This window comes from Furfurilactobacillus rossiae DSM 15814 (assembly GCF_000428925.1).
Classification (GTDB): domain Bacteria; phylum Bacillota; class Bacilli; order Lactobacillales; family Lactobacillaceae; genus Furfurilactobacillus; species Furfurilactobacillus rossiae.
On sequence record NZ_AUAW01000004.1, the window covers coordinates 173,876 to 188,062 of the forward strand.

Annotated in this window: 10 protein-coding genes; 8 read left to right on the plus strand and 2 right to left on the minus strand. The window is 44.7% G+C overall.

What is annotated here, in order from left to right; all coding sequences use genetic code 11:
• Positions 1 to 150: 150 nt before the first annotated feature.
• Positions 151 to 834 carry an EAL domain-containing protein gene (locus G400_RS0103465; protein ID WP_017262566.1) on the minus strand — a complete coding sequence of 228 codons (684 nt, stop codon included), beginning with the start codon at positions 832 to 834 and terminating at the stop codon, positions 151 to 153.
• A gap of 801 nt (positions 835 to 1,635) precedes the next feature.
• Here G400_RS0103465 and G400_RS0103470 point away from each other — a divergent pair.
• The 8 genes from G400_RS0103470 to G400_RS0103505 all read left to right on the plus strand — a co-directional run bounded on the left by G400_RS0103470 (position 1,636) and on the right by G400_RS0103505 (position 12,679).
• Complete coding sequence (locus tag G400_RS0103470; protein ID WP_017262567.1) at positions 1,636 to 3,030, plus strand: FAD-dependent oxidoreductase; 1,395 nt, start codon at positions 1,636 to 1,638, stop codon at positions 3,028 to 3,030.
• Positions 3,027 to 4,118, plus strand: coding sequence for a hypothetical protein (locus G400_RS0103475; protein ID WP_017262568.1), 1,092 nt, complete (start codon positions 3,027 to 3,029; stop codon positions 4,116 to 4,118). The genes G400_RS0103470 and G400_RS0103475 overlap by 4 nt, the downstream gene beginning before the upstream one ends.
• Before the next feature lie 30 nt (positions 4,119 to 4,148).
• Positions 4,149 to 5,645 (plus strand): glycan biosynthesis hexose transferase WsfD, encoded by a 1,497-nt coding sequence (wsfD, locus tag G400_RS0103480; protein WP_017262569.1) that lies wholly within the window; start codon positions 4,149 to 4,151, stop codon positions 5,643 to 5,645.
• Positions 5,642 to 7,231, plus strand: a complete 1,590-nt coding sequence (locus tag G400_RS0103485; RefSeq protein ID WP_017262570.1) for a hypothetical protein — start codon at positions 5,642 to 5,644, stop codon at positions 7,229 to 7,231. The genes wsfD and G400_RS0103485 overlap by 4 nt, the downstream gene beginning before the upstream one ends.
• 48 nt (positions 7,232 to 7,279) lie before the next feature.
• A complete protein-coding gene (locus G400_RS0103490; RefSeq protein ID WP_026017212.1) occupies positions 7,280 to 8,533 on the plus strand; it encodes a glycosyltransferase family 2 protein in 1,254 nt (417 codons plus the stop codon).
• Complete coding sequence (locus G400_RS0103495; RefSeq protein WP_017262572.1) at positions 8,472 to 10,622, plus strand: cellulose biosynthesis cyclic di-GMP-binding regulatory protein BcsB; 2,151 nt, start codon at positions 8,472 to 8,474, stop codon at positions 10,620 to 10,622. Before G400_RS0103490 ends, G400_RS0103495 begins: the two co-directional genes overlap by 62 nt.
• On the plus strand, positions 10,597 to 11,460 hold the full coding sequence (locus G400_RS0103500; protein WP_017262573.1) for a GGDEF domain-containing protein: 864 nt from the start codon (positions 10,597 to 10,599) through the stop codon (positions 11,458 to 11,460). Before G400_RS0103495 ends, G400_RS0103500 begins: the two co-directional genes overlap by 26 nt.
• 64 nt (positions 11,461 to 11,524) lie before the next feature.
• Entirely contained in the window at positions 11,525 to 12,679 is a 1,155-nt protein-coding gene (locus tag G400_RS0103505) for a GGDEF domain-containing protein (protein WP_017262574.1), read from the plus strand.
• A 229-nt stretch (positions 12,680 to 12,908) separates the two neighbouring features.
• Here the strand turns inward: G400_RS0103505 and G400_RS0103510 are convergent, their stop codons facing one another.
• Entirely contained in the window at positions 12,909 to 14,132 is a 1,224-nt protein-coding gene (locus tag G400_RS0103510; protein ID WP_026017213.1) for a DUF2075 domain-containing protein, read from the minus strand.
• Between the last annotated feature and the right edge of the window lie 55 nt (positions 14,133 to 14,187).

Consider the following 14,187-nt stretch of genomic DNA (forward strand, 5'->3'; position numbering starts at 1 on the left):
TTTAGGGAAGGCGATTTTTTGAAATATTCATGCGAATTAGACCGCTATCGGCCTAAATTTTTGTAAAATAACGTTTTATTTTTTAAAGTAATACACATAGGTGCGTTGTGTATTGTTAGACCAGCGGAATTGATTGCCCCATTAACAAAACTAGGCGAATGATTTATCCTGACCTAAAGCTAATAAATGTGGTTTGCCGTAATAATAACCTTGGCGAATGTTAATGCCCATTTCGTTGGCAATGTCGTCGCCAACTTCATCCTCAATGCCTTCCAATACTAGACGTTGATTATACTGATGGGTAATGCCAAGCCAAGTGTCTAATTCCTGCCGAATATTGGGCGACATTAGTCCTTGCTTAAAGTTTTGCAGAGCAAACTTAATTTCATCGGCATAAGGCAGGAGGTCTTTAATATTGTTGTAGTGATTGTCGCCACTGTCAACGTCATCTAGGCTAAAATCCATGCCACGATTGGTAAATTGCTGAATTTGGGGAATTAACTCGGCGTTTGTGAAAGGCACCTTACCAACCCGTTCAGTCAGTTCAACGACGACCCGCATTGGCCGCATACGTTCCTGGGCATCAATAACTGATTTGGCAATGTCGTCGTTCATCAGCTGACGGCGATCTAGATTGACAGACACGGAATGAATCTTTAGCGACAAGAGTTTAGTCGAGGCCACAAATAATTCCGTCCAGTTTTGTGGTGTAATGCTGTCAAAAGATGTTGGGACACGCCAACCGTCTGGCGTGTGCTCTTTTAAGAGCATTTCATAACCAATAATTGAATTGGTGGCGATATTCAATTGAGGTTGTATAAAGAAACGAAACATGCTCATCCATCCTTTGTATTTTATTTGGTCGAACTTGCAGTTCTTGTTTGTGACACCATTGTCGTTGCGTCGACCAGAGACGCCGTTCCATGAGGACCGGTCTCAGCCTCCTGAAAACCAGAGTCTTCCACCTCGATTCTGAGCCAAAGTTCGTCTCAGCACTCGTCCGACAGCACTAAATGGTCAAACCCACACCATTAAGTGCTGTCGACATGGAACTCTGTCTCTAGTCGCCTCCATTTATATTATAGAAATAAGCTGTTACTTTTTTAACAAACCTGTTTCTAGCTAACGGCAGCCTAAATGTTTGCGATGTAAGCCGAAGGGCGTCAACAAGGAAACTAAGGCGTGAAGGGTGCTGTAATCAGGTGGTTTTCCTGATGTACAGCACGGGGACGGTCGCGAAGACTCGCATTTTGAGGCTTGGCGACGAGGTGAAAGACTCTGGGTTATGGAGGCTTGAACCGCTCCCACGCCGGTGTTTCCATGTTGACAACCGAAGGCGACCTTTATTGCAAACGTAAGACCTACATATTAGCAACTCAAGTTAATGATGAAAATACAAACTTGAGTTAATTATGATGAACTACTTGACCTATGGTACAGTTGCTGGTTAACTGTGGTCAAGCGTTTAGAATCGTTGATTTAATCAAGCTAATCAATGTTTTGGCAGCTTAAAAAAAGAGCTACCAAACATTTTATAAAGTTAATTTTAAGGTAAGTCGACTATGATAGCCGCATTACCGTAATTTTCTTTATGAGAGTCATAAGTTACTAATTAAAAATTGGGGATGAACTTTCATGAAAGTTATTGTTGTTGGTTGTACACACGCAGGTACCGCTGCTATTAGTCAGATGCTAGTGACCAATCCGGATTTAGATGTTGAGGTTTATGAACGGCATGACAATATCTCTTTCTTGTCGTGCGGGATTTCACTATATTTGGACGGACGTGTTCAACGTTTGGAAGACATGTTTTATTCAAGCCCTGAAGCGCTACGTAAATTAGGCGCCCACGTTCACGTGAAACACGATGTACTCAAAATTGATGCAAAACGGCAAACGGTGGTTGTCGAAGATCTTATTAGTAAAGATGTTGAAACAGTTCACTATGATCGACTAGTTATGACGACCGGGTCAACGGTAGTAGTTCCACCGTTGAAGGGAATCGACTCAAGCCGCGTTTTGTTGTGTAAAGACTATGATCAAGCTAAGCAGATTTATAAAACAGCTGCGGAAAACAAACACATTACCATCGTGGGTGCGGGTTATGTTGGCGTGGAGTTAGCGGAAAGTTACGCTAGCACGGAGCACGTTGTCAGCTTATTTCAGAATCATAAACAGATTTTGGTTCATTCAGTTGATCAAATGTTGTCGGAAAATATCACACAACGTCTTGTTGACCACGAAGTCGATGTACATTTGCACGAACGCGTAACTGGATTTAGCGCTGATCCATCAGGTGATGGCATTCTTGTGGAGACGAAAAGTGGGCAATATCCCACCGATTTGGCGATTGTTGCCACTGGCTTTGTCCCTAATACCGGTCTTTTAAGCGGGCAGGTTGACATGTTACCGAATGGTGCCATTTTGACCAATGACTATATGCAAAGTTCTGATCCTCATATTTTTGCAGCCGGGGATGCATGTGCGGTGCACTTTAATCCAACGAACGAAAATCTGTATGCACCTTTGGCTTCCACGGCTGTTCGCCAGGGGACCTTAGTGGGGTTGAACCTATTAACGCCAACCTTGAAATATATGGGTACACAGTCGACATCGGCAATGGAAATCTTTGGAAGCACGCTAGCAACGACCGGGAGCACGCTGGCACACGCGCAAGAACAGGGGATTAATGCAGCAACGGCGACTTACGAAGGTAATTATCGACCTGCATACATGCCATCAACGGCCAAACTGACCATTGCGTTAGTTTACGATCGGGATTCTCGTCGAATTCTTGGTGGTCAGTTGTTGTGTGAACATGAAGTTGCTCAGTCCGCGAACACATTGTCTGTTTGCATTCAGAATAAGAATACGATTGATGATTTATCATTTGTCGACATGTTATTTCAGCCCAATTATGATGAGCCATTTAACTATTTGAATCAAGTGGCTCAAATCGCAGTGGCACAGGAACAACAGCGTGGCCGGAAAGAACCAAAGAACAGTGATCAGGCGGCATCAGAAATATGACTCAATGGCGACGTTACCTAACCCTTGTTAGTTTACTTGTTTTACTGATGGTTAGTGGCCCACTGTTAAACGTTCAAGCGGATACCGATGCACAATCGCTGGAATCTGCTCATCAAGCACTGACCAAGTTTGTGACGACCAAGCTGGTTACCAAGCAGGGTGTTAAAACAAACGTAAATGATCAAGTCAATGCGGGTGGCGACACTGCTAGTGGCAATGAACTATTGAGTGAGTCAGCCGGGTTGTATTTGCAACATCTTGCACTCACGAATCAGCGGGAAGCATTTACTAAGTTTTATCAGCAAACGAAAACGACCTTTTACGCTCACAATCAGTTTAGCTATCGGTATAACCCACGGACAAAAAAGCGCTCAAATGTGAACGCAACGCTTGATGACCTGAGGATTATCGGGGCCCTGATCCAGTACGATAAAACCTTTAGAACGAAGCATTATCAGCGTGAAATTAAGTCACTGTGGCATCATCAGCAAAAACAGGCCTTGAAACAAGGACATGTTGCAGACTTTTACGATCCGCAGTCTAAAAAGCGCCCCCAAACCGGTACGCTGTCATACTTTGATTTTTTGACGCTACGCCAGGTAGAAGGCAACACTAAAACCTATCAAAAGCAGTTGCGTTTGGTTCAAGGCGGTTTTATTAGCCGTAAGATGCCATTTTACGCACGAAGGTACAATTATCACACACAAAAATATACGACTGGTAATATTAACACCACAGAAGGCTTAGTGACGTTACTGCACGTTGCTCAAATTGGTCGTTTGAAACCATCCAGCGAACGGTGGTTGTTACAGCAAACAAAGCATAAATCACTGGTTAACCAGTATGACCAGCACGGGCACGCGTTAACAACTGATCAGTCTGCTGCCAATTACGCATTAGTCATGATGATTGGTAACGCAAGCGGTCAAAAGGCGCTTCAAGCTGCCGGTCAGCAACAATTGTTGGCGATGCAGGTTAAAAATGATGCATCACCACTAGCAGGCGGGTTCGGAGATGAAAGTACCAATACGGCATATTCGTTTAACAACCTAATGGCATTGGTGGCAATGGATGGCGTCACCCACTAATAACGGTGTTTGAGAGAAAGGGGTGATTGAATGGGCGCGCATTTGCGGCATGGCCTGACACGAGGCCTATTGTGGTTTCGGTCGCATGTTTCACCAGCGGCGTTGGCAGTGATCTTGTCAGCACTGATCGTGGCGTACCTGTTATTCATTCCACCGGTTAACGGCTACGCTAACAACGGCGATTTTGATCGTGCCATCTACGTCAACGGCCTCTATCGCTTAACTGGTAAACCATATTACTTTTTTACATACATGATTCAAAAATATGGCATCATGCAGTACTTTAACGAGTCGTCAGCTGCTTTGTTTTCTTCACAGCCGTTGTTCATTAAGGCGGCGATTGGCTTAAACATGTTGGTCTATAGTACCAAAGTGTTTGACATTCGGTTTATGGGACTGATTTATTACGTGCTGTTTCTAGGAGGTATCTATCTTTTAACCGAGGCGCTAACATTTCCTTCGAAGCGGTGGCGGAATTATATTATTGCGTTAATGGTCGTGTTTGTTTTTGCCGATTCATCGTACACACTGTACTTTAATTCCTTCTTCGCAGAACCAGGAATGTTTGTGGCCATGCTCTATTCGTTTTCTTCGATTTTGTTATTGGCACGTCACCGTTTCAAACGGCGCTGGCCGATGGTATTACTCTTCTTTATCAGCACGGTGGTCTTGATTACAAACAAACAGCAAAATGCGCCGCTGGCACTAGGCTTTGCGTTGACGATGCTAAGTTTGTTGTTTGTGTTTCACAAACGTGCCGAGAAGTTGTACGTCATTTTGGGCACCGTGCTGATTTTGGCGTCTGGAGTAGCAACCTATGCACTGATCACAAAGACGTTTAATAATATTAACGAATATCAATCGATGACCCGTGGTGTGTTGTTAAAGGCCAAGGATCCTGAAAAAGCACTGATGCAGGGTGGCATTGACAGTCAGTTTGCGTTGACCCGAGGGCAAACGTACTTTGATCGATATTCGCCAATTGACGTCAATGGCAAGTACATGCAAAAGCACTTTACGGATAAGTTCAGCTTCATGTGGATTTTGAAGTATGAACTGACTCATCCGTCAGAATTTGGCGCATTGCTGAATTTGGCCGCTAAGGATGGCCAGTTGACGCAGGTTAAGGCAGTTAGTGATTACACCAAGTCGGCCGGTCAGCCAAAATATGCGCAAACACATTATTTTACGGGCTTTTCCACCATGATGGGCGCATTTTTCCCACGAACGTTCGCTTTTTATGTGCTAATTGCCTTCGCTTTCATCGGGGTGTATGCATTTGGCGCCTATCATGGCATTCGTGATGGTGATCCAGAGATGGTTGTTCGACTGGCGCTCATCATTGCGAACATGGCTATTATTTTCATGACCTTTATTGCATCCGTGATTGGTGATGGCGATGCGGACTTAGCAAAGCACTTGTTTATGGTGCCGTTGTGTACGGACTTGTCGCTGGCATTACTAGTATCTGACTTGTTGAATCACCGCCTCTGGCATGTATTTGAAATGCGGGGTGGGCAGCGATGAAGAAACGTTTTGGTGCCATTCTGCTATTGACCCTGACATTTTTTGGACTGCTATCGTCAGTACCGGTGACAGTTTCTGCCAGTCAAGTCAGCCATGCGCCCCGTGTATTACTCGCTTACGATAGCGAAAATCGCGCCAAGGGTGATCAAGCAAAAATTGATGCAGTGCAGCGATTGCTGACATCATTGAACCTAGAAGTTCATACGATTCGCATCGATCAATATCATACTGGTGATATCAAACGGCTTCGTTTTAAAGCTGTTATTACAATGGTGAATTGGTCACAGGCCAAGTTGACAACGAGTCACTTTGCTCATGATCGGGCGGCGTTTACGGGTTTAAAGCTTCACATTGGACCGTCAATGGCAAAGGATGAACGGCAGTCGCTTGGCTTGGCGCTTCGTCCGCGCTATCACCAGCAATACTGGTTAAGCGATCATACGTCATCGGCCCGGCAATTATTATCCTTTAGTGAGTCTTTGGCCGTGACGGCACAGACGCCAGCGACAGTGAAGACATTCGGGACCTTAGTGCCACAAAGTCAAAATGCCCAAAAAGTACCGTACGGCGTCATCAATGAAAACAGTGCGTACCTACCTTATCTGACACCAAATGGCCTGAGCTTCGTTGTTGCCAGTCGGTTAATTGCCCGTTTTTTTGGTCACACGGCTACTTATGCGCCATTGCTGACGATTACAGACGTGACGCCATTTAGGAATATGGATTTACTACACAAGCTAGCCACAGATCTAGAGAACAACGGGATTCCGTTTGCCATCAGCACAACCAGTATTTCCGTTAATACCGATTTGCCGGCATACAAACGGTTTACGAGTGAGCTGCAGTGGGTTGAAAACCATGGCGGCGTCATCTTTTTGCGAACTCCCGTTGTATATTATCCCAAGGCCAGTACTCAGTCGGAACTGACACAGTTGATGCAAACGCAGATCCGGCGGCTTATTGCCCGGCAGGTGTTTCCGGTTGGGATGAGCACTCCTAATTACTGGAATCAAGACTTGGTCTATCGGCCAGCTGCGTTGTCATATAGCAATAATGTCATTCTAACGGGCAACCCTTCTGAAACTAAAAACGCCGATGCAGATAATACTGCCGGTGTGTACAAACGGACATTTTATGGACTCAAAGAGCAGTCATTAGAGACTGTCCACAACGGTACCAATTTGGCTCAAACAAATCTCTCATTTTCATCGCCCACAGCAATTACCATGACAATGCCTGATAGCCAAAAGGACTTGACGGGGCTAGTCAAACGCGTGAGTGCTGCCAAGGTTAGTTGGCTGGATCCAAGCGCTGGCAAGTTTAGTGGCACCACGACGGTTGCCAACCAGCGGGCTCACTATCGTAATGGCAATTATTACTTAAACGGGCGGTTAACGGTGGTACCAACGTACAATCCGCCAAAACAGACTAAACCAACACCAGTTACGCCGACAGGGGCGCTAAACACATTCTTTAGCGTGGATGGTGTCTTCCTGTTCTTCTTCATGATTGTGTCGCTAATCGTCTTACTCGCATTTTATATTGTTGGTCGTCAGGTGTACTGGCGCATGTTTAAAAAGAAGTAGCGGCAAACTTTGCACAGTCAGTTTGGCATCTTGAAAGGAGGGACCATCATTAACATTCTCGATATTTTTCTCTTTATTGCGATCTTGGCAATTTGGACCATTTTAATCGTAAATATCATTTTGGTCATTGCAGGATATGTCAATTATCTACGCCAGGTAAAAACACCCGCGCGTGAACTGCCGGAAAAAGTGCCGTTTGTATCGGTGATGGTTCCTGCTCACAACGAGGGTATTGTTATCGTGAAGACAGTTGAGTCACTATTAAACTTCGATTATCCCCACGATCGTTACGAAATCATCATCATTAATGACAATTCGGATGATAATTCGGCAGAATTGCTGGGTCGTTTGCAAAAGCGGTACCCTCATCGCCAGGTTCACGTTATCAATACAGACAAGACCAATGGTGGTAAAGGGAAGTCAAACGCCCTGAATATTGGTCTGGCCGCTGCCAAGGGCGATGTCATTTCCATTTATGATGCGGATAACACGCCAGAAAGTGGTGCGCTTCGAATTCTGGTTGCCGAGTTAATGGCTGATGATACGTTGGGTGCAGTGATTGGCAAGTTTCGGACGCGCAATCGTAATGCCACGTTACTCACACGCTTCATTAACATCGAGACGCTATCCTTTCAATGGATGGCGCAGGCCGGGCGACAACAGTTATTTCATTTATGCACGATTCCGGGCACAAATTACGTCATTCGTCGGTCACTGCTCGAAGATGTTGGTGGCTGGGATGTGAAAGCATTAGCCGAAGACACGGAAATTAGTTTTCGGATTTACATGAAGGGCTTCCACATCAAGTTTCAACCTAAGGTAGTTACCTGGGAGCAGGAACCACAAACATTGTCCGTCTGGTTCCACCAACGAACGCGGTGGGTTAAGGGAAATATCTACGTCATCCTAAAAAACACGCATTTACTATTTACTAAACGCGGCCGGCCAATTCGTTTCGATTTATTGTACTTTTTGTCCATTTACTTTCTCCTGATGACGTCGCTAGTTTTATCCGATACCGTATTTGTCCTTTCGGTAGCTGGCAAGGTTCATTCAAACTTACAGGGGTTCAGCAATTCGTTATGGTTGCTGGCAATTGTCCTCTTCGTTGCCAGTACGTACATTACAATCACAACGGAGAAGGGCGAGATGAACTTTAGCAACGTTCTCATAATTATCTTGATGTACATCACATATAGTCAAATGTGGCTTGCAGTAGCCGCTTACGGGATGGTGGGTTATGTTAGAGAGCAGGTTTTTCATAAACAAGCGAAATGGTACAAGACAAAGCGGTACCAGTAAAGGATTTTCATTACTGTGGCTGGTCTTCGCACTCGCGTTTAGTTTGGTCATCGCAATAACACCGGCAAAGGCCGCTGATGAACAAACGTACACGCAGCCGTTTCAAAACAGCACCACAACGTTGTCCGGCAATTCAATTACCGCCAATACGTACTTTATCAAGATGGATTACTGGGACGTTAAACAGGCAACACTGAATTTAAACTATCAGGTTAGCCAGTTAACTAATGGCGATACATCTGACATCACCGTCTCGATTAATGGTGTTAAATTTTATTCGTTCAGGCCAGAAAATAAGTCTGGTTTACAAACGAAGAGTGTCGACATTCCGACCCGTTTGCTTAGTGGGACGAACAACATTAAGATCAGCGGCCAAATTTTGAATTCTGACGGCAGCAAGGCGGAGGTAGCGCAAACGCCAGCTAATTGGTTCACGTTATATAGCGGTGCAAACGTTAACTTCCGCTACGTCTTGAAGGATCCAGAAATGGCCATTAAATCGTTCTACGACCATTTCAGCGGACCGGATACCATTGTGAACCACAACTCGGTCATTTCAGTGCCCAAGCAGGCGACTAATGATGAGTTGACAGCTAGCATGTACGCCTTAGCCGGTTATGCACGGGTAATTACTACCGAGAATAACCAAATTCCCGTGACTACGTTTGATACGAGCAAGGCTAAGAAAGCTGACTATCAAATCGTCATGGCAACTTATCAGCATCTGCCCAAGAAATATCAGGCGGCTGTGAGTCGTCAGGATGTTGCTAAACATGCGGTGCTTAAAACGATTTATGACGGGAACAAACATGTGCTTTTAGTCACCGCTGCAACCGGCAAAGACTTGGAGAAGGCCGCGCGGTTCATTGCTAACGCTGAGTTGATGAAGGAAACCAGCGCAGATACTAAAAATGTCTCCGCAGCTACCCAAACATTTACGTCGGATCTGCAGTATCAAGGCAGCCGTAAATTAACGTCGACTGGCGATCAAATCACGGGTCCGAAACATCAGGAGAGCACTTATTTCGTTAATTTGCCGACGGACCGGACGAATGCGGACGGGAGCAAGATCCGGGTACACTTCCGGTATGCAAAGAACCTTGATTTCACACGCTCACTGGCTACTGTTTATGTGAACGGTAAGCCGATTGGCAGTAAAAAATTGACTGCGGCCAATGCCAATAATGATCAACTCACTGTTAATCTGCCAACCGGCCAGTCGCTGGGTAATAGCTTTGTTATTCGGGTAGCGTTCGATCTCGAAATGAAGGATCAAAGTGATAGCGATAATGCGCAGACACCATGGGCGTTCGTGGAACCGGACTCGCGGGCTTACATTAAGTCCAAACCGGTGACAGATATCCTCTTTAGCAATTATCCAAGCCTGTTTATTAAAAATCAGTCATTCAATAATTTAGCCATCGTGCGGCCAAAGACACTGAGCGATAGTGATTTTACTACCATGACGAACATTTTTAATTTGATTGGTAATTTTGCTCAAAGTAACACTGGTTCAATTCAGTTTTACACGAAGACACCGTCTAAGTCTGTTCTTCGCGAACACCACGTCATTGCGTTTGGAACACCGGCAAACAATAAGTTTATTAAGTCGTTGAATAGCAAGTTGTACTTCAAATACAACAAAAAGTTTACTGGTTTCCTTTCGAACGAGAAACTCAGTATTGAGTCGGCTTATGGTCAAACTGTTGGTACGAACCAGCTCTTGCGGTCGCCATGGAACAAACGGTTAGGTGTGCTGGTTGTTACTGCGGCGCACAGTCGTGATGTGGCAATGGCTTCAACGCAGATTAATTTCCAACGCAACATTCAACAGTACACTGGGGACGCTATTTTGGTTGACCGAGACAATAATCACTATAACTATCGGTTTAAGAAGCATAAGAATGCCGAAGCTAAACCGACTGTTACACAAACAATCCATAAACACTCAGCACTAGCCATTTACCTTGGTTTGGCATTCTTGATGATTGTGGTCATCGCGTATGCGCTGTTCCTAATGTTCCGCAAGAACGGTCAACGAATTGGGAAGGGAGGCCGTTCTTATGAAAAACAATCATCAGACAAATAACGCTAGTTTGATGGCGGATGCTTGTTTGTTGGCCTTCCTAGGGCTGATTGCGATTACCGCTGTCTTTTTCGGTGCAACGCCGAGTAGCCTATTGCTGAATACACTCTATTTGGGCATCAGTGTTGCGCTGGTGATGACGACCTACTTCTTTAGCTTAACCACCGGCCTCACCTTAAATCTTGTGTTTATGTTTATTCAGGGACTGGTGATGATATACCTCAATGTGGTTCAGCATCACACGGTTAACCTGGCGCTAGTCTTTTGGCTATTCATGCCATTGCTGTTATCACTGAGCTTTTATGGGATGACTGCGATGCAACGTCAGCTACAACAGAAGAATCAGCAATTGACGACCGATATGGTTGAGCGTGGTGCGTTTGATGCCCAGACGAACTTGCGGACCACAGTTTCCTATATCGAAGACGCTAACGTGTACCTTGAAACGCATACTCGTTTTAAGATTCCGGTGACGACAATCATTATCCGCGTGCGTTATTATTCCGAACTGGAACGGATGATGGGCGATGAACAGATGGATGCACTGATTCGTCTGGTGTCGGATACAATCGTTCAATCAACCCGCGATAATGACATTGGGTACATTTTGGACACCGTGACGCCGACATGGGGGACGTTGATGTTTACCGACGCAGCCGGGGCACGTATTGCTGCTCAGCGGATTCGGGATAACTTCACTAAGGCTGCCAACGGCGCCAAGGCGTTAGAAATGATGGAATTGTCGCTTGTTATCGGGGTGGCTGAGTTTGACGATAATACGATGCACAATCCCTATGACATGATGAATGCTGGTATTAAAGAAACAGAGTATGACGTGTAATGGTTGTTGATGCAGAATCTCGTCAGGAACTGCGCGCTGATACAACCAGAAAGGAGTTTTAAGGATGACATTGACGCACTGGAACTTAAATCCGTTATTGACGGGCCTGTTCTTTGAATTAGGAATCATCTTCCTATTTCAAATTCTTGTTCGACGAATTTGGGTTCATCCCGGTCATGATCCTAAATTCTCGCTGAATTATCAGCAAGGCCGGTTGAAGGTACTCAGTGTGATCTACTTTGGTCTGCTTGGCATCTATTTCGAATACGCAACGATTCATGTGGGGCCCAACTATGCGTTTGTTAACATTCGGATGTTGTTGTTGATGTACGTTGTCTTTTTCATTGGGCAACAAACAGCGTACATCGTGTTAGCTCTTCAGTTTCTAACCAGAATCGTTCTAATCGGCGGTACTCAGATGGAACGTTCCCTACTGTTTCTAGTTTTTTACGCTGTTATTATTTGGCTACTGGGTGTTGCGCGGCATCGACTATGGACATCACGGATGGTAACCGTGGTCGTGACCAGCATTGTGTTGGTTCCACTGTTCTGGTTACTCGTGTACGTGATGCACTTTCCCATCCAACAGCGGATAACATTATCCGATATGTACACGCAAATTGCCATCTTTTGGGTGATGGATATCGTGTTATACTTCGCGATTATCTTTTTGGATCGAGATAATCGTTCCTACGTGCAGCGTGTTCATCAAGCAACTATCGATGAACTGACAGGGCTAGCCAATTACGCTGCGTTTGCAACCACTTTTAATAAGGCATACAAGACATCAAAACAGGATCAGGATTCTTTGATTTTAATAGCGATGGACATTGATCGATTCAAACGAATTAATGACACGTACGGTCATCTTGGTGGAAACCGTGTGTTAACAACGGTCGGTAACATGCTTCATGAATATGTTGGCAATGATAAGGACATTTCTGTTTATCGCGTGGGCGGTGAAGAATTTGAAATGGTTCTGACTGGAATGACGATGGAAATGGCACAGATGTTAGCCCGTGAAATTCAGGTTAATGCAGAGAACAAGACGGTCATTTATCAACGATCACGGATTCAATTTACGATGTCGTTTGGTTTGGCCCAATTGAGAGATGGCGACGACGAAGCTGACCATCTTTACGATCGAGCAGATCGGATGCTGTATCAGTCCAAAGGCCGTGGCCGTAATGAGATTACGACAGATTTGCAAGATGATTAGAGAAGTCTTGAATCGGAGTTTTTTAAAAGGCGTAGCGTGCACTTGTGGCTGCCATTAGCGGTATGCTTCGGCTGACAGCGCAGCAACGTATGGAATATGCAATTGCTGTAACAAAGTTGCCAGACACTCTAGACTAGATTCAAGTGCTCATTAATTTTTCAATATGTAACTAAAATAGACGTTTTGCACAAGCTTTTGCCGTGCAAAACGTCTATTTTGATTGATTAGTTTATTTTGACGACGCTAATTCCAACAATCGTTGCCGAAGCGCAGGCTGACTTGCGTAGATATAAAGGCCGTATACACCACGCTTCATTAACACATTGAGCACGTTTAACGTCAGCTGTTCTTTAATTTGCTGGATTGCCTGTGGGTCCGTTAAATCATCACGTCGTTTGAAGACCTCGGGATCTGTCACCCGGTTCGTGTTGACGATCATTTGTTGAGTGATTGGATCGTAATCAAACGGCGGACCGAGGATGACACCAACATAGTTAAGGTCGAAGCCTTGGACAGTGTAAATAGAACCGACTTCATTGATGGTTTCTGGTTTTTCTGCCCATGAAGTGGCTTGATAATTATATTGATCCCACGGTAATTTGAAGTGTCCTTCTGTTACATAGTGTTTGCCACCATCGAGCCTAGAAGGATAGCCAGACGTTGCGACGATTCGTGAGAGGCCAACACGTTGATCATCCTGTTTGATACGGTCGTACATCGCTTGGGCGTCATCGAATATATGCAATTCGAAGTCTTTAGTACTTACTGGCACAGGTGTGAGTCGGCGGGCTGTCAAATTATCAATCCAATCGATGACGGCTTGATTTGCGTGCATTCGGAATTGCTGGTGAAGCTGATAATCAACATGTGGGTACGGTGCAATCAGGTGTTGCAAACGTTGTTCATTCCAAAAACTTTTTGTTTTTAAGACTTGATGAGTATCAAACACTAAGACAATAACCTTCGCTAATTTAATAATCTCTAGTAGCTGATTTTGCTGATCAAAGTTATTGTATCTGTCCGGTTTGGACAGCAGTAAGTGAGCTTCATCAATAATAACGATATCACTGTGGTGACCGTTCTTATGTGAGCGGTTAATAAACGAAGTCGGCCGGTCGAAATCCTTTTTCCGTAAGTTAGGGAGTTGACCGGCTAGTTCTTTATAGACTTTGAGAATTTCTGGATGATTCACGAGAAAAATATTCGTCGTATCAAACAATGGGCTGGTTGAATCTGTGCGCGCAGCGGTTTGAATATCATTGAATAGCTGACTTAAAACAACACTTTTCCCAGTGCCGGCGTCGCCATGAATTGTAAAGATAGCTGGTTTGTTATCCTCAGCTTGAATATGCGAATTGCAAAAGTCCTCGATTTTCGTTTTCAGTTTGCCCTGCTCAGTGGATAAGGACTTGAAGGGCGATAACTTATGAATGGCAGAATTTTTAACTATTATGCTCGACCTCCTAACTCCTAACAGTCATAAAGAGATGACATTGAATAATAGTGTA

What these genes read in the sequence shown, in the direction of transcription:
- G400_RS0103505 (WP_017262574.1), top strand. Translation starts at nt 11,525, where the DNA reads ATGACATTGACGCACTGGAACTTAAATCCGTTATTGACGGGCCTGTTC.
- G400_RS0103475 (WP_017262568.1), top strand. Translation starts at nt 3,027, where the DNA reads ATGACTCAATGGCGACGTTACCTAACCCTTGTTAGTTTACTTGTTTTA.
- G400_RS0103465 (WP_017262566.1), bottom strand. Translation starts at nt 834, where the DNA reads ATGTTTCGTTTCTTTATACAACCTCAATTGAATATCGCCACCAATTCA.
- G400_RS0103495 (WP_017262572.1), top strand. Translation starts at nt 8,472, where the DNA reads ATGTTAGAGAGCAGGTTTTTCATAAACAAGCGAAATGGTACAAGACAA.
- G400_RS0103500 (WP_017262573.1), top strand. Translation starts at nt 10,597, where the DNA reads ATGAAAAACAATCATCAGACAAATAACGCTAGTTTGATGGCGGATGCT.
- G400_RS0103485 (WP_017262570.1), top strand. Translation starts at nt 5,642, where the DNA reads ATGAAGAAACGTTTTGGTGCCATTCTGCTATTGACCCTGACATTTTTT.
- G400_RS0103470 (WP_017262567.1), top strand. Translation starts at nt 1,636, where the DNA reads ATGAAAGTTATTGTTGTTGGTTGTACACACGCAGGTACCGCTGCTATT.
- wsfD (WP_017262569.1), top strand. Translation starts at nt 4,149, where the DNA reads ATGGGCGCGCATTTGCGGCATGGCCTGACACGAGGCCTATTGTGGTTT.